The 15,804-nt window shown below is 54.3% G+C and carries 15 protein-coding genes; 13 read left to right on the plus strand and 2 right to left on the minus strand.

What is annotated here, in order from left to right:
- Both AC128V_RS03715 and gabT read right to left on the minus strand, forming a co-directional pair.
- On the minus strand, positions 1 to 512 hold a 512-nt coding region (locus tag AC128V_RS03715), incomplete at its 3' end, for an aminotransferase class III-fold pyridoxal phosphate-dependent enzyme (protein WP_482763336.1).
- A 75-nt stretch (positions 513 to 587) separates the two neighbouring features.
- Positions 588 to 1,913: a 4-aminobutyrate--2-oxoglutarate transaminase gene (gene gabT / locus AC128V_RS03720; RefSeq protein ID WP_482763337.1), complete on the minus strand. Its 1,326-nt coding sequence runs from the start codon at positions 1,911 to 1,913 to the stop codon at positions 588 to 590.
- 76 nt (positions 1,914 to 1,989) lie between these two features.
- On the opposite strand from gabT, the gene dxr reads away from it, so the two are divergent.
- The 13 genes from dxr to AC128V_RS03785 form a co-directional block, all read left to right on the plus strand.
- A complete protein-coding gene (gene dxr, locus AC128V_RS03725; RefSeq protein ID WP_482763338.1) occupies positions 1,990 to 3,078 on the plus strand; it encodes a 1-deoxy-D-xylulose-5-phosphate reductoisomerase in 1,089 nt (362 codons plus the stop codon).
- A 31-nt stretch (positions 3,079 to 3,109) separates the two neighbouring features.
- Entirely contained in the window at positions 3,110 to 4,408 is a 1,299-nt protein-coding gene (locus AC128V_RS03730; RefSeq protein WP_482763339.1) for a M50 family metallopeptidase, read from the plus strand.
- 54 nt (positions 4,409 to 4,462) lie between these two features.
- Positions 4,463 to 5,620, plus strand: coding sequence for a flavodoxin-dependent (E)-4-hydroxy-3-methylbut-2-enyl-diphosphate synthase (gene ispG / locus AC128V_RS03735; protein ID WP_482763340.1), 1,158 nt, complete (start codon positions 4,463 to 4,465; stop codon positions 5,618 to 5,620).
- A 14-nt stretch (positions 5,621 to 5,634) separates the two neighbouring features.
- A complete protein-coding gene (locus tag AC128V_RS03740; RefSeq protein ID WP_482763341.1) occupies positions 5,635 to 7,407 on the plus strand; it encodes a proline--tRNA ligase in 1,773 nt (590 codons plus the stop codon).
- 23 nt (positions 7,408 to 7,430) lie between these two features.
- Complete coding sequence (gene nusA / locus AC128V_RS03745; RefSeq protein WP_482763342.1) at positions 7,431 to 8,408, plus strand: transcription termination factor NusA; 978 nt, start codon at positions 7,431 to 7,433, stop codon at positions 8,406 to 8,408.
- Between the two features lie 24 nt (positions 8,409 to 8,432).
- Positions 8,433 to 8,702, plus strand: coding sequence for a YlxR family protein (locus tag AC128V_RS03750; RefSeq protein ID WP_482763343.1), 270 nt, complete (start codon positions 8,433 to 8,435; stop codon positions 8,700 to 8,702).
- A gap of 56 nt (positions 8,703 to 8,758) precedes the next feature.
- On the plus strand, positions 8,759 to 11,383 hold the full coding sequence (infB, locus tag AC128V_RS03755; RefSeq protein WP_482763344.1) for a translation initiation factor IF-2: 2,625 nt from the start codon (positions 8,759 to 8,761) through the stop codon (positions 11,381 to 11,383).
- Positions 11,383 to 11,814 (plus strand): 30S ribosome-binding factor RbfA, encoded by a 432-nt coding sequence (rbfA, locus tag AC128V_RS03760; protein ID WP_482763345.1) that lies wholly within the window; start codon positions 11,383 to 11,385, stop codon positions 11,812 to 11,814. The genes infB and rbfA overlap by 1 nt, the downstream gene beginning before the upstream one ends.
- Positions 11,814 to 12,680: a tRNA pseudouridine(55) synthase TruB gene (gene truB, locus AC128V_RS03765; RefSeq protein ID WP_482763346.1), complete on the plus strand. Its 867-nt coding sequence runs from the start codon at positions 11,814 to 11,816 to the stop codon at positions 12,678 to 12,680. Before rbfA ends, truB begins: the two co-directional genes overlap by 1 nt.
- Entirely contained in the window at positions 12,673 to 13,050 is a 378-nt protein-coding gene (locus AC128V_RS03770) for a hypothetical protein (protein ID WP_482763347.1), read from the plus strand. The genes truB and AC128V_RS03770 overlap by 8 nt, the downstream gene beginning before the upstream one ends.
- 38 nt (positions 13,051 to 13,088) lie before the next feature.
- The gene (gene pstC, locus AC128V_RS03775; protein ID WP_482763348.1) at positions 13,089 to 14,099 is read left to right on the plus strand and encodes a phosphate ABC transporter permease subunit PstC; all 1,011 of its coding nucleotides are present in this window, start codon (positions 13,089 to 13,091) and stop codon (positions 14,097 to 14,099) included.
- Positions 14,096 to 15,178 (plus strand): phosphate ABC transporter permease PstA, encoded by a 1,083-nt coding sequence (pstA, locus tag AC128V_RS03780; protein WP_482763349.1) that lies wholly within the window; start codon positions 14,096 to 14,098, stop codon positions 15,176 to 15,178. Before pstC ends, pstA begins: the two co-directional genes overlap by 4 nt.
- On the plus strand, positions 15,178 to 15,804 hold a 627-nt coding region (locus AC128V_RS03785; RefSeq protein ID WP_482763350.1), incomplete at its 3' end, for a phosphate ABC transporter ATP-binding protein. The genes pstA and AC128V_RS03785, both read left to right, overlap by 1 nt.

The raw sequence follows: 15,804 nt of genomic DNA on the forward strand, positions 1-15,804 counted from the left end.
GTTTCGTCCACGGTCCCGTGGTAGCAGTAGTCGTGGACAGCAATCTTCTGTCGCCCGGTCACGTGACGGGCGTAGCGTAAAATGTGACGGTTGGCGTCGGTTGCGGTGAGGGTGAACTGCCACTTTGGCATACCAAAGCGCTCTGCCAATAGATTCGCCGAAGCGATGGCATCTGCAGTGGGCAACATGTAGGTCGAACCCTTAGCAATCTGGTTCTGCACTGCCTTTACGGTTGCATCTGGAGCGTGGCCACACATTGCACCGGTGTCACCTAGGCAAAAGTCGGTGTAATCCTGGCCGTCAACATCTGTGAAGTGTGAGCCCTTGGCGTGGTCAACGTAGATTGGGAATGGACCTGGCCACTTGGACATCCAAATCATTGGTACACCCTGAACCATTGGGCCTAGCGCCTGCTGGTGGTTCTTAGCTGACTGAGGGTGGGTTTCGATAAAGCGGTTGATTTCTGCCTTGAAAAGGTTGTCTAGGCGCGCTCTGTCACCGTAGGCATGCACGATGAATCACCTTCGATTCTGATTGAATTTCTAATTCTGAGCCCGAAAGGCTCTAAAACCACCCTAAGGGGTGATTTACAACTTTGCCAAACCGGCAGCCAGCACGTCCATAGCATCGTGCAGCAGCTCGTCGGTAATAGCCAGCGGAGGCAAGAATCGAATCACGTTGTTGTAGGTACCGGCATTGAGAATTAGCACACCGTTTTGGTGGCAGTGCTTTACCAGGGCATCTACAGCAGCAGAATTTGGGGTCTTGGTGCCAGGCTCGACCAATTCGATTGCGATCATCGCACCCTTACCGCGAAGGTCGCCGATTATTGGGTACTGGCTCTTGAGCTCTCCCAGGCGAGTAAGCAAAACAGTCTCGATCTCAAGCGCACGCTCTAGCCAGCCGCCCTCTTCGAGCTGCTCCAAAACTGCGACACCGGCGGCGGTAGCGGTAGGGGAGCCACCGAAGGTTCCACCTAGTCCACCGGCGTGAGAAGCATCCATAATCTCGGCGCGACCAACCACACCTGATAGCGGCATACCGCCCGCGATTCCCTTGGCAACAGTGATTAGGTCAGGCTCAAAGCCCTCTTCCCACTCAGATGCAAACCACTTACCGGTTCTTGCGATACCGGACTGAACCTCATCGGCGACCATCACGATGCCGTTGGCGCGGCACCAGGTGGAGAGAGTCCTTAGGAAGCCTGGGGCTGGAACAATAAAGCCACCCTCACCCTGAATTGGCTCGATAAAGACTGCAGCTAGCTGGGTAGCGCCGACGCGCTTCTCCAAGTAGGTGATTGCTCTGGTTGCAGCCTCTTCGCCGGTCATGCCATCGGCATCACGGAAGGGGTAGCTCATTGGAGCGTGGTGCACGCTGCCGGCAAGCGGGCCAAAGCCGGTGCCGTATGGGTGCATCTTGAAGTTCATGCTCATCGTCAGATTGGTTCTACCGTGGTAAGCGTGGTCAAAAACCGCAATCTCGGTGCGACCAGTTGCCTTGCGGGCAATCTTCACAGCGTTCTCAACGGCCTCGGCGCCAGAGGTGAAAAAGGCTGCCTTCTTGGCAAAGTTTCCTGGAGCGTGCTTGGTGATTAGCTCGCCAACACGAACGTATGGCTCATACGGAGCAACGGTGAAAAGCGTGTGGGTGAGCTTTGCAACCTGGTTCTGAACGGCTTCAACAACTCGCGCGTTCGTATGACCGATGGTCACCACGCCAATACCGCTACCCATGTCAATGAATTGATTGCCGTCCACATCCTTCATGATCGCGCCGTGGGCGTGGTCAAAAAAGACTGGCAGGGCAGTGCCAACACCGGCAGCGATTACCTGCTTGCGGCGCTCTTGCATCTGGGTGGAAAGTGGACCTGGAATTGCGGTTACGAGGATTCTCTTTTGCTCAAGGCTCATGTTCCTATTCTAATTTCTCGCAGGGATTGCTGGCCCTCATTTACACAGAATTGAGAGCGAGTTCTAAGCTTTTGGAATGCGCAGAGTAATTGTCCTTGGTTCCACCGGATCGATTGGCACCCAAGCCCTCGAGGTTATTGCCGCAAATCCGGCCCAACTTCAGCTAGTTGGGCTCTCTGCTTTCTCAAACAAAGAACTTGTCTTTGCTCAGGCGAAACAATTTGGACTACCCGAAGACTCGGTTGCTATTGGGGCTGAGGCTGCAGCGCAGCTGGTTGCCGATTTGGATGCCGATGTTGTCGTCAACGGAATCACCGGTTCTGTCGGGCTGGCAGCAACCCTCGCGACTTTGCGCTCGGGCAAGGTCTTAGCGCTAGCCAATAAGGAATCTCTGATTGTTGGCGGTCCCTTGGTTAAGGAATTGGCCAAGCCTGGCCAAATCGTTCCGGTCGACTCAGAGCACTCAGCGATTGCGCAGTGCCTTCGATCAGGAACCGAATCTGAGGTTGCGAAGTTGATTCTTACCGCCTCCGGCGGACCATTCCGGGGCTTTAGCAAGCAGCAACTTGCTGAGGTAACGCCGCAGCAGGCTCTAAAGCATCCAACCTGGAGCATGGGCAAGGTGGTAACCACCAACTCGGCCAGCTTGGTGAACAAGGGTCTAGAGCTGATCGAAGCGCATCTCTTGTTTGACATCCCATTTGATCGCATCGAGGTAACAGTGCATCCGCAGTCGGTGGTGCACTCGATGGTTGAGTTTGTTGACGGCTCAGTGATTGCGCAGTGCTCGCCACCGGACATGAAACTTCCGATTGCCCTTGGTATGGCATGGCCAGAGCGATTGGGTCATGTAAGCCAGGCGGTGGACTGGACCAAGTCGCACAATTGGGTATTTGAGCCACTGGATGAAAACGTTTTTGGTTCGGTTACACTTGCTCGTCAGGTTGGCATAGCAGGACTTACCTACCCGGCGGTTTACAACGCAGCCAATGAGCAGGCGGTAGATGCATTCCACGCCCGCAAGATTCGATTCACTGGAATTTTTGAGGTCATCGAAGAAGTGGTTTCCCAGCACCAGGCGTCCCAGCAGCTAAGTCTCGACTCTGTGCTGGATGCTGAGAGTTGGGCTCGCAGGACTGCGGATTCGCTGATAGCTAACGCCTAGGCAAGGCTTTAGCAGGTAGCGTTAGAGGCAAATGGATATCGTTCTCTACCTTTTGGGCATCTTCGCCGTCATCCTTGGAATTGCGCTGTCTATTGGCCTGCACGAGCTAGGTCACTATCTACCGGCAAAGCACTTCGGGGTGCGGGTCAAGCAGTTCATGATCGGCTTTGGCCCAACCGTAAAGTCCTGGCGTCGGGGAGAAACCGAGTTTGGGATCAAGGCCATTCCACTTGGTGGCTACATTTTGATGACCGGCATGTATCCGCCGGAAAAAAAGCCAGCCCGCGGTCTGTTCTCTAAGTGGATCAACGAGGCTCGAGCCGCAGAGCGCGAAGACATCTCAGAATCTGATGCCAATCGTCAGTTCTACTTGTTGGCGCCCTACAAAAAGCTGATCATCATGCTCGGTGGTCCCGTGATGAACTTCTTCCTGGGGCTTTTGCTGATTGCAGTTGCACTGAGCGGCATCGGTACCATGCAGCAGAGCTTGAGTATCCAAAAGGTTTACCAGTGCGTCGATGTGCAAGAGGACGGCAGTTGCCTAATCGATTCTCCACTCTCCCCGGCGGCGCTCGCAGGTCTTGAACCCGGAGATACCTTCACCGCGGTGAATGGCAAGCCGGTCGCAAGCTGGCAGGAAGTGATTGCTGGGTTTAATCAAAACCTCGGGAGTACGTCCCAGGTTGAATTGACCAGAGCTGGTGAAAAACTCGAGCTATCGGTGACTCCGGTGTTCTTAGAGCGACCGATTTACGATACCGATGGCAAGGCTTTGCTTGACGATTCAGGTGTGCCTCAGACCGAGTTCAAGCCGCTTTTGGGAGTGCTACTTGAACCGAAAAACACCCAGATGCCGATTGGCGATTCACTGAGCTATGGCCTAGGTGCAACCGGTGCAACCTTTGGCTTTATCCTGACCTTGCCGCAGCAGGTCTGGGCTGTTACCAGCTCAACATTTGGGCTTTCCGAGCGAGACCAAAATGGTGCGGTGTCAATTGTTGGCGTCGGCCAAATAGCGGGGGAGCTGAGCCAGTCTGAGCTACCACTTGAGTCAAAGATCGCATCCCTTTTGTTGCTGTTGGGAGCATTGAACCTCGCGCTTTTCGCATTCAACTTGATTCCACTGCTGCCACTTGATGGTGGTCACGTGCTGGGGGCAATCTACGAATCGCTAAAGCGTAGATTTGGTCGAGTCTTTCTCAAAAAGGACCCGGGTCCGATCGACACCGCAAGAACATTGCCTTTGGCATATGGGGTTTGGTTGGTGTTGATTTTTGTGGGTGTGCTTTTGATTTTGGCGGATTTGGTAAACCCAATCACGCTCGGCTAGGAACAAAGTAGCCCGGCAAATGTTTATGCTTTGTTGGGTAAAGAAGGGAATCAATTGCCTGCTGTAAATCTAGGTCTGCCTAAGGCGCCACCTCCAACGCTGGCTCCTCGGAGAAAGACCCGCCAGATCATGGTCGGCAAGGTTGCCGTAGGTGGCGATGCCCCAATCTCCGTGCAATCGATGTGCACCACCCCAACCACCGACATCAACGCCACACTGCAGCAGATTGCTGAGCTAACCGCTTCTGGTTGTGACATCGTGCGCGTTGCGGTGCCGAGCCAGGATGACGCTGATGTGCTTCGCATCATCGCTAAGCGCAGCCAAATTCCGGTAATTGCAGATATTCACTTTCAGCCCAAGTACGTCTTTCAAGCTATTGACGCCGGTTGCGGTGCGGTTCGAGTAAACCCAGGCAATATTCGTAAGTTTGATGACCAGGTTGGTGACATCGCCAAGGCAGCAAAAGCGGCAGGCGTCTCGATCCGCATCGGTGTAAACGCCGGTTCTTTGGACCCTCGCCTTTTGGAGAAGTACGGCAAGGCAACCCCTGAGGCGTTGGTTGAGTCAGCAGTTTGGGAAGCCAGCCTGTTTGAAGAGCACGATTTCCACGACTTCAAGATTTCCGTGAAGCACAATGACCCGGTGGTAATGGTCAAGGCCTACGAAATGTTGGCAGAGCGCGGTGACTGGCCGCTACACCTTGGCGTTACCGAGGCAGGACCTGCATTCCAGGGAACCATCAAGTCCTCAGTGGCTTTCGGTGCGCTTTTGGCCAAGGGCATCGGCGACACCATTCGCGTTTCGCTGTCTGCTCCTCCGGTTGAGGAAATCAAGGTTGGATCTCAGATTCTTGAATCGCTAAACCTTCGCCCTCGCAAGCTAGAAATTGTTTCCTGCCCATCTTGTGGTCGTGCTCAGGTTGATGTTTATACCTTGGCTAATGATGTGACCGCCGGGCTTCAGCACCTAACCGTTCCAATTCGTGTGGCCGTTATGGGCTGCGTAGTAAACGGTCCTGGTGAGGCTCGTGAGGCAGACCTGGGTGTGGCCTCCGGCAATGGCAAGGGACAGATTTTTGTGAAGGGTGAGGTCGTAAAGACGGTCCCTGAATCTGAGATTGTTGCCACCTTGATCGAAGAGGCAAATCGAATTGCAGCTGAAATGGACCCTGCTCTTATTGGCACGGCTCAGGTAATGGTGGCTGACAAGTAGCTAACATTGAGCCCATGCCTATTCGCTTGAGCTCACTTTTTCTGCGCACCTTGCGCGAGGACCCTTCCGACGCGGAAGTAAACAGCCACCGCCTTTTGGTTCGCGCTGGTTACATTCGTCGCAATGCCCCGGGTGTTTTCACCTGGTTGCCACTTGGGCTTCGGGTAAAAGCTCGCATCGAACAGATCATTCGCGAAGAGATGGACAATGCCGGAGCGCAGGAAGTTTTCTTCCCAGCACTTTTGCCAAGAGAGCCTTTTGAGATCACCGGGCGCTGGAAAGAATACGGCGACAACCTATTTAGGCTTCAAGACCGCAAGAAGGCCGACTACCTGCTAGCTCCTACCCACGAAGAAGTCTTTACTTTGTTGGTGAAGGACCTCTACTCGTCTTACAAGGATCTACCGCTGTCGATTTACCAGATCCAAAACAAATACCGCGATGAGGCGAGGCCAAGAGCTGGCCTTTTGCGCGGTCGTGAATTTGTCATGAAGGACGCCTATTCATTTGACGTCACCGACGAAGGTTTGGCCATCAGCTACCAGGCGCAACGTGATGCCTACGAGCGTATTTTCCAGCGCCTTGGCGTTGAGTATGCGGTCGTGAAGGCAGATGCCGGTGCGATGGGTGGGTCTAAGTCAGAGGAATTCCTAAACCCATCTCCAATTGGTGAGGACACCTTCGTGCGCTCGCAAGGAGGTTTCGCAGCCAATGTTGAGGCTGTGAAGTTTGCAGTTGCTGAAGATGTTGATGGTTCCAAGAACCCAAGCGCTGTCGTGCACGATTCTCCAAACACTCCCACCATCGCAACATTGGTGGACTACTCAAACGCCAGCTTCCCGAAGAGCGATGGCAAATGGGGCGCTTCAGACACCCTAAAGAATGTGGTTTTAGCGCTGATCGCCCCAGACGGTAAGCGCGAGCTGGTAATCGTTGGTGTTCCTGGCGATCGCGATGTTGATCAGAAGCGCGCCGAGGCATTCTTTGGCCCTAACGAGGTCGAGGCTGCAGGCGAAGAAGACTTTGTCAAGCACCCACTTTTGGTAAAGGGCTACATCGGGCCTGTGAAAGACGGCGTTCAGCAATTGGGCAAGGAAGCCGCAACTGGAATTAGGTACTTGCTTGACCCACGAGTTGCCAAGGGCAGCCAGTGGATCACAGGCGCAAACGTTGATCAAAAGCACGTCTATCACCTCACCTACGGACGTGACTTCCTGGCCGATGGGGTAGCAGACATCGCCGAGATTCGTGAGGGAGATCCAGCCCCAGATGGTTCTGGACCGCTTGAACTTGCACGCGGAATCGAGATTGGGCACGTCTTCCAGCTCGGTCGTAAGTATGCCGAGGCGCTTGGACTTCAGGTGCTGGATGAGAACGGCAAGCTTGTCACCGTGACCATGGGATCCTACGGAATCGGTGTCACCCGATTGGTTGCCGTGATTGCCGAAGCATCTCACGATGACAATGGCTTGATCTGGCCTGAGAGCGTAGCTCCAGCAGATCTTCATATCATCGCCGCCGGCAAGGACGAACTTCCTTTCGAAGCCGCCGAGCAGCTTGCTAAAGAGGCCGAGAAGTTCAATCTTTCGGTAATTTTGGATGACCGCGCCAAGGTAAGCCCGGGCGTAAAGTTTGCCGACGCTGAGCTGATTGGCGTTCCCTGGATCATCATTTGCGGTCGTGGAGTTGCCGACGGCGAGGTTGAATTATGGAACCGCCGAAGCGGCGAGCGGGTTCAGGTCAAGCTAGACTCTGCTATAGCTGAGCTTTTAGCTAAGCGCGCATAAGAAAATACGTTAGGAGCGGCCTCATGGATATCGATATTTCGGTGCTGCGACTTTTGGAGCGCGAAAAAGACATTCCTTTTGATGACCTGGTCAACATCATCGAGTCCGCAATTTTGGCAGCTTTTTCCAAGACCGGCCAAGACCAGCCCAAAGGCCCACGCGCAGAATTAGACCGCAAGACCGGTCACGTCACCATCTATGCACCTGAGCTCAACGAAGAGGGTGAGCAGGTCGGCGAGAAGGACGTAACCCCTGAGGGCTTTGGTCGCGTTGCAGCGGCTGCAGCTAAGCAGGTTATTGCTCAGCGCATGCGTGAGATTTCCGATGAGGGCCTGCTCGGCGAATTCAAGGGCAAAGAAGGCGACATCGTCGCAGGTGTAATTCAGCAGGGTTCTCGCTCCAACATGGTTTACGTAAACCTAGGTTCCATCGAAGCGCTGATGCCTCCCGAGGAGCAGGTGCCGGGTGAGAACTACTCGCACGGTAGCCGTATCCGCGTTTATGTCACCAATGTTCAGCGCGGACCCCGTGGTCCTCAGATCACTGTTTCCCGCACCCACCCGAACCTAGTTCGCAAACTTTTCGCACTTGAAGTGCCAGAGGTGGCATCCGGTCAGGTCGAGATTGCATCGGTTGCTCGTGAAGCCGGTCACCGCACCAAGATTGCAGTAATCGCCAAGGAGCCGGGCATCAACGCCAAGGGTGCTTGCATTGGCGAGCTAGGCCAGCGTGTCCGTGCGGTCTCTGCAGAGCTAAACGAAGAAAAGATTGACGTCGTGGACTTCAGCGAAGATCTACCTAGGTTTGTGGCTCAAGCGCTATCGCCTGCCAGAGTCTCCGATGCCTTTGTAATTGATGCTGCGACCAAGGCAGTACGAGTTTTGGTTCCCGATTTCCAGCTATCGCTGGCGATTGGCAAAGAGGGTCAGAACGCTCGATTGGCAGCGAAGCTCACCGGCGCCAAGATCGACATTCAGCCCGACAGCATTCTCGAGGGCTAGCCCAATTAGGGCTAAGGGCCTAGAATGGTGCCGGTAAGAACCTGCGTTGGCTGTCGCCAGCGCGATTCGAGAGAAAACTTGGTTCGAGCAGTAGCAGAAAACGGCGTTGTGAGAGTTGATCTCGCAGCCCGGCTTCCAGGCCGAGGGGTTTGGTTTCACAGCCACTGTTCACAATTAGTTTTGGATCGAAAAGGGTTCAGAAAAGCCTTGGGCGAAGCAAGTACCGCTGAGTTTGAGGCCTGGCATAGACAGGCAAGAGAAGATGCTGGAAACAAAATGAGTTCCTCGAAATGAGATTCGCTCACAACTAAAGCCTGCCCTGTTCGGCAGGCCCGAACAGGAGAAACTAAGTGGCGCTTCCACGCGTATATGACCTAGCCAAAGAACTTGGCATTGACACAAAGGTCGCACTATCCAAGCTTGAAGAGCTTGGCGAGTATGTCAAGGGTGGGTCTTCCACCATCACTCCACCGGTCGCAGCAAAGCTTCGCGCCGCGTATCCAAACGCCGGTAAGGCATCACCTAAGAAGGCAGAGCCAAAGGCAGCTGCCCCACAGGCCGAGACTTCGGCCCCTGCCGCACCGGTTGCCAAGCCAGCACCTCGTGAAGAGTCTTCAGTAACTGATACTCCAGCTCCAGCTGCGCCTGCAGCCCTGGCTGCTCCAGCTTCAGCTAGTTCAATCATTGGAATTCCACGTCCGGGTAACAACCCGTTCAGCTCTAACCAGGGCATGGGCATCCCACGCCCAATGGCTCGCCCGGGTAACAACCCATTTAGCTCGAACCAGGGCATGGGCCGCGGCCCTCGCCCAGCTGGTGGAGCTCCACGTCCAGCCGGTGCAGCCGGTGCAGCCGGTGCTCGACCAGGTCAGGGTGGTGCTCCTCGTCCGGGTGGTGCTCCTCGCCCAGGCGGCGCACCTCGTCCAGCCGGTGCTGGTTTTGGTAGTCCACGTCCAGGCGGTGCTCCGGGATTCGGTGCACCCGGTGCAGGTGCTCCGGGCGGTCGTCCAGGTCCTGCAGGTCGCGGAGGTCGAGGTGCGGGTACCGCAGGTGCATTTGGAAAGGGTGGCTCTAAGAACAAGGGCCGTAAGTCCAAGCGCACTAAGAGAGAAGAATTTGAGCAGAGATCTGCACCGAGCCTCGGTGGTGCCGTGGTGCCACGCGGCGACGGTAGCACCGTTGTTCGTATTCGCCGCGGAGCCTCAATTCAGGACTTCGCAGACAAGATTGGCGCTAACGCTGGCCAGTTGATTACCGTGTTGTTCCACCTGGGGCAGATGGCTACCGCCACTGCATCCTTGGATGAGGACACCTTCCAAATTCTCGGTGTTGAGCTTGGTTACAAGGTCGAGGTCGTATCCCCTGAGGACGAAGAGCGCGAGCTATTCGAAGGCTTTGGATTGGACATCTCAACCGGTATTGAGGATGAGGATGACGAGGATCTACAGGCTCGTCCACCAATCGTCACCGTCATGGGTCACGTTGACCACGGTAAGACCAAGCTTTTGGACTCGATTCGAAGTGCGAACGTGGTTGCTGGCGAAGCCGGTGGAATTACTCAGCACATCGGTGCTTACCAGGTTCACACCACTCACGAGGGCATCGATCGCGCCGTCACCTTTATTGACACCCCGGGTCACGAGGCGTTCACCGCTATGCGTGCTCGTGGTACTCAGGTAACTGATATTGCAGTCTTGGTGGTTGCAGCTGATGACGGCGTTATGCCTCAGACCATTGAGGCGCTAAATCACGCACAGGCCGCCAATGTTCCAATCGTGGTAGCAGTGAACAAGGTCGACAAGGAGGGTGCAAACCCTGCCAAGATTCGTCAGCAGCTAACCGAGTTCGGTTTGGTTGCCGAGGAATACGGTGGCGACGTAATGTTCGTTGACGTCTCGGCATTGAAGAACGAGGGTATTGACCGTTTGCTAGATGCAGTTCTGCTAACCGCAGATGCTGCACTAGACCTTCGTGCCAACCCTGACCGCGATGCTCGCGGTGTTGCGATTGAAGCCAACCTAGACCGTGGTCGTGGTTCGGTTGCAACCGTTCTAATTCAGTCTGGAACCCTAGAGGTTGGTGACGCAATTGTTGCCGGTAGCTCACACGGTCGTGTTCGTGCGATGTTCGATGAGAACGGTGTAGCGGTAGAGAAGGCATACCCTTCCCGTCCGGTTCAGGTTCTAGGTCTTCAGTCCGTGCCACGCGCTGGTGACACCTTCGTGGTGGCAGAAGATGAGCGTCAGGCTCGTCAGATCGCCGAGAAGCGTGAAGCAGCCGACAGAAACGCGCTACTGGCCAAGACCCGCAAGAAGCTATCGCTTGAGGACTTCACCAAGGCGCTTGAAGAGGGCAAGGTTGAATCCCTTAACCTCATCATCAAGGGTGATGTATCCGGTGCCGTTGAGGCCCTGGAAGACAGCTTGCTCAAGATTGTGGTCGACGATTCAGTTCAGCTACGAATCATCCACCGCGGTGTTGGTGCGATTACCGAGTCTGACGTGAACCTGGCAACGGTTGACTCTGCAGTCATCATTGGATTCAACGTCCGACCAGATAACAAGGCTAGAGAGCGTGCCGAACGCGAAGGCGTCGACGTTCGTTTCTACTCGGTCATCTACAACGCACTTGACGATATCGAGAGCTCGCTCAAGGGCATGCTCAAGCCAGAGTACGAAGAGCAGCAGATGGGTACCGCAGAAGTGCGGGAGATCTTCCGCTCCTCCAAGTTCGGCACCATCGCAGGTTCATACGTTCGCTCGGGTCTAATCCGCCGCAACGCTATGGCTCGCGTGATGCGCGATGGCGTGATGATAAAGGAAGGTCTAAAGGTTGACTCCCTGAAGCGATTCAAGGATGACGCAACCGAAGTAAAGACCGACTACGAGTGTGGTATCGGTCTTGGTGACTTCAACGACATCTTGGTTGATGACGTTATCGAAACCTACGAGATGGTCGAGAAGCCGAGGGTCTAGTGGTTGATCACGCACGTGCTCGTCGACTAGGAGAGCGAATCAAGGTATTGGCCGCAGAGGCAATGGAAAAGGTTGTAAAAGACCCAGACCTAGGTTTTGTGACCATTACCGACGTTCGCGTAAGCCCTGATCTTTCGCAGGCAAAGCTTTACTTCACAGTGTTTGGTAGCGCTGAGGACCTTGAGGTTTCGAAAGATATTCTGGAGAGCCACAAGGGCAAGCTTCGCAGCGAGATCGGTCGCCACTTAGGGATTCGAATCACACCATCTATTGAGTTCATCAACGATGAGGTTCCGGTTGCTGCCGGAGCAATGGCTGATCTTTTGGCCGAGGCAAAACGTCGCGATGCTGAGCTGGAAAAGATTGCCAAGAATGCCGAGCCTGCCGGCGATGCCGACCCGTACATCAAGCCAAAGACTTCGGAAGAGTAATGCCATCCGCACTGGTGCTGATCGATAAGCAGCAGGGTTGGACCAGCCACGACGTGGTTGCAAAACTGCGCGGCATCTTGGGTACCAGAAAGATTGGTCACGCCGGAACTTTGGACCCTATGGCTACCGGGCTTTTGGTGCTGGGAGTTGACGGCGGTACCAAGTTGCTGCAGTTCATCTCCGGTAGCGATAAGCAATACATTGCGACCATTCGATTAGGTGCATCCACCCACACCGACGATGCCGAGGGCGAGATTCTTACTTCCGCTTCCGCAGTAGCGATTACCAAAGAGCAAATCGATGTTGAGATTGCAAAGTTGACCGGCGAAATTACCCAAATTCCTTCATCGGTGAGCGCAATTAAGGTCGATGGCAAAAGGGCCTATGACCTGGTTCGCGATGGCAAGGAAGTTGAACTCAAAGGGCGATCGGTAACCGTCTCGAATTTTCAAAGAACTTCTGAGCCGCGCCAAGTTGAGAACTATCTAGATTTTGAAGTTGTGGTTGATTGCTCCTCAGGCACCTACATTCGAGCACTGGCCCGAGACATTGGCGCTGCCTTAGGTGTTGGCGGGCATTTGACTGCACTGCGCAGAACAAAAATTGGCAACTTCGACTTGGCTAATGCCACCGAGATCGATAAGCCACCGGTTGCGATTCCACTTAGTGAATCGGTGCTAAAGCTATTTCCAGCTATCGAACTGACTTCCGACCAGGCTCAAGACATTGTCCACGGCAAGCGAATTGCCGTTGAGGCAAGCCGAATGATCGCTGCCACCTGGAATTCAGAACTGCTTGCCGTGCTCGAGCCTGTTGGCAATGAGCTGAAGTCAGTTGTAGTTTTCCCAGAGGTCTTCAATGCTTGAGTGGTGGTATCAGGCGCAACTTTGGTTTGGCGTTTTGGCTGGGTTGTTGCTGGTCGTGATGGGCCTGATCGGTCGCAAGCCATCTGGCTTCTCGCTAGCACTTGTTGCCGGCAGCGAATTCGGGTTGCTGATGCAGCTGATTGCATCGATTACCTTGGTGATTTTGGGGGAGCGGGCCAAGCTCGACACATGGGAATTCTTTGGCTATCTGATTGTGGCGCTAATGGTTCCGGTAGCCGCAGCCATCTGGGCACTTATTGACCGCAATCGCTGGTCAACTGTGGTGATGGGTGCTGGAATCTTGACAGTGACAGTAATGCTGGTTCGAATGCAGCAAATCTGGAGTGGCACTCCAGTTTCATTCTCGTAATTCTCGCTCGCAGTTAACCTTTCGTTAACCTTTTGTTCGTGGCAATTCAACCCACAGACCCCACGCTAGTGAACATGTCGAACGATGTCGCGCCTAAGCGCCTAAAGCTGCGCAGCAAGCCATCTCGCACCGCGGACAAGGTTTTCTTTGCGGTTGCCAAGGCAGCCGGCTATTCATCATTCGTTTTGGTAGCCGCAATTCTGTTCTTTTTGATGCTTCGTGCATGGCCGGCTTTTGAATCTCAAGGTGTAGTGAACTTCATCTTCGGAGCAGGCTGGAACTCAACAACTGATCCACAGATTTTTCACCTGGGCCCAATGCTTTATGGATCGCTGCTGATTGCTGCAATTGGCGTGGCGTTGGCAGTTCCGATGGCTATTTCAATTTCCTACTTCATCTCATTCCTCGCGCCTGAGCGTGTGGCCAAGGTGGCAACCGTTGTGGTTGACCTTTTGGCTGCCATTCCTTCGATCGTGATCGGTCTATGGGGACTGGGAGTCTTCTCTCCGGTAGCTGCCGAATGGGGAAGGATGCTCAGCGAGGCACTTGGCTTTATCCCAATTTTCAGTAACGCAGTGGACATCTTCCTGCGTTCACCGTTTATTGCTTCTTTGGTTATTGCGGTAATGATCGTGCCGATTATCGCTTCGATCACCCGAGAGATTTTTTCTCAGATGGATCAGGAGATCATCAAGGGTGCAATGGCGCTTGGCGGCACAAGAGAGTCAATCTTCCGCAAGGTGATTCTGCCTACTGCCTCCGGCGGAATCGTCGGTGGAGTGCTATTGGCTCTAGGTCGCGCAATGGGCGAAACAGTGGCCATCTTCTTCGTGCTAAACCTAACCTTTGACGATTTCAACTGGTTCAAGATTCTTGAGCCATCCGGTGGTGCGGTGGCATCGCTGGTGCTAGCTCGCTTCAACGAAGCGCTAGAAACTGAGCTCTCTGCCCTTCTAGCAGCCGGTGTTGTGCTGTTCGTAGTGACCTTGATTGTCAACTCGATCGCCTCTTACATCGTTGCAAAGGCTCAGCCTTGGAGGAAGCTATGACCGACATGCTGGCACAGCCAAGGCCAAAGAACGCCGCTCCCTGGGAGAAGCTAGGTGGACGCGTTCGTTTTGCCTCTTGGATCACATCGCTGGTTCCGGCGGCAATCTTTGTGGCGGCGTGGCTTGGACTACAGCTCGACTTTATGGCCGCCCTGCTAACAATTTTCTTGCCAATCCAGTTGGCCTTTGGTGCTTGGGCAGGTTTTTACTCCTATGGCCGCAAGGGCGTCAACGACGGTCTATTGATGGTCGTGACCTTCTTCTTCTCAACCTTCGTGCTGGTGCTTTTAGCATCGGTTATCTGGAGCGTTATCTCCGAAGGTGCAGCTGCGCTTTCACCGCACTTTATCTACCAAAACAATCGCTACATCACGGGAACTACCGGGCTTGAAATTGGTGGAGCCGGTCACGCGATTCTTGGTTCGGTAATCATTACCGGAATCACGACTGTCATCACAGTTCCGCTAGCTGTTGCAACCGCTGTCTACCTAACTGAGACTCGCGATGGTGCTAGGGGAGTAGTGCGCACTTTGTTGCAGGCCCTGGCTGGCTTGCCTTCGGTTGTGGCGGGTCTGTTCATCTACTCAATGTTGATTGTTAGCGGTTGGTCGAGCCAGGTGGGCGTGATGGCCTCGCTTTCGCTTATCCCACTGATGCTTCCTACTATCTCGCGTGTTGCGGAGGAAGCGTTGCGTTTGGTCCCGAGTGAACTTCGCAACGGAGCACTAGCTCTGGGAGCACCGAGCTACAAGGCATTCTTCATGGTGACTTTGCCAGCTGCGAAGTCTGGAATCGTGACTGCAGTGCTTTTGGGTGTGGCTCGAATCATTGGTGAGACAGCTCCGCTGATCTTGACTGCGGTTATTGCAAACGAAACCAACGCGAACCCATTGGCAGGCGGTATGGCAACCCTCCCTACCTACATCTACAACTTCCTATACCTAGGAGACGCGACCAGCTTGCAGCGTGCCTGGGGAGCAGCGCTTGTGCTATTGATCTTTGTTGGAATCCTGTTCGTCGGAGCGCGTATAGCTTCTGCCACTCGCGTCGGCTCAAAGCCAAAGAGGAGAAAGAAATAATGACCAACCTCAATCACCTAGAAACCAAAGACATCAATGTTTGGTTTGGTGAGCGCCACGTTCTGCGTGATGTCTCCTTGCAGTTTCAGAACAATCACGTCACAGCGCTAATCGGACCATCCGGTTGCGGAAAGTCAACCTTTATCCGCACCCTGAACCGCATGCACGAGCTCATCCCAAGCGCTGGCCTTAGCGGTCAAGTTTTGCTGAACGGCGAGGATATTTACGCTCAGGCGGTTGACCCGGTGAATGTTCGCATCAACATCGGCATGGTGTTCCAGAAGCCAAACCCATTTCCAACCATGACCATCAAGGAGAACATTCTTTCCGGCCTCAAGCTCTCCGGTCGCAAGATTGAGGATGGCGATGGACTGGTTGAGAAGTCACTTCAGCGCGCATCGATGTGGAACGAAGTCAAAGATCGCCTCTCCGAGCCCGCACTCTCGCTCTCCGGTGGCCAGCAGCAGCGTCTTTGCATCGCAAGATCATTGGCTATGGACCCAAACGTGCTTTTGATGGACGAGCCATGTTCAGCCCTTGACCCAGGATCTACTCGTCGCATCGAGGAGACCATCCTGGAGCTAAAGGAAAACATGACCATCGTCATCGTTACCCACAACATGCAG

It is taken from the genome of Aquiluna sp. (genome assembly GCF_965064355.1).

Coding starts and splice junctions, on each gene's coding strand:
- gabT (WP_482763337.1), bottom strand. CDS start 1,913: ATGAGCCTTGAGCAAAAGAGAATCCTCGTAACCGCAATTCCAGGTCCA.
- dxr (WP_482763338.1), top strand. CDS start 1,990: ATGCGCAGAGTAATTGTCCTTGGTTCCACCGGATCGATTGGCACCCAA.
- AC128V_RS03730 (WP_482763339.1), top strand. CDS start 3,110: ATGGATATCGTTCTCTACCTTTTGGGCATCTTCGCCGTCATCCTTGGA.
- AC128V_RS03740 (WP_482763341.1), top strand. CDS start 5,635: ATGCCTATTCGCTTGAGCTCACTTTTTCTGCGCACCTTGCGCGAGGAC.
- nusA (WP_482763342.1), top strand. CDS start 7,431: ATGGATATCGATATTTCGGTGCTGCGACTTTTGGAGCGCGAAAAAGAC.
- AC128V_RS03750 (WP_482763343.1), top strand. CDS start 8,433: ATGGTGCCGGTAAGAACCTGCGTTGGCTGTCGCCAGCGCGATTCGAGA.
- truB (WP_482763346.1), top strand. CDS start 11,814: ATGCCATCCGCACTGGTGCTGATCGATAAGCAGCAGGGTTGGACCAGC.
- AC128V_RS03770 (WP_482763347.1), top strand. CDS start 12,673: ATGCTTGAGTGGTGGTATCAGGCGCAACTTTGGTTTGGCGTTTTGGCT.
- pstA (WP_482763349.1), top strand. CDS start 14,096: ATGACCGACATGCTGGCACAGCCAAGGCCAAAGAACGCCGCTCCCTGG.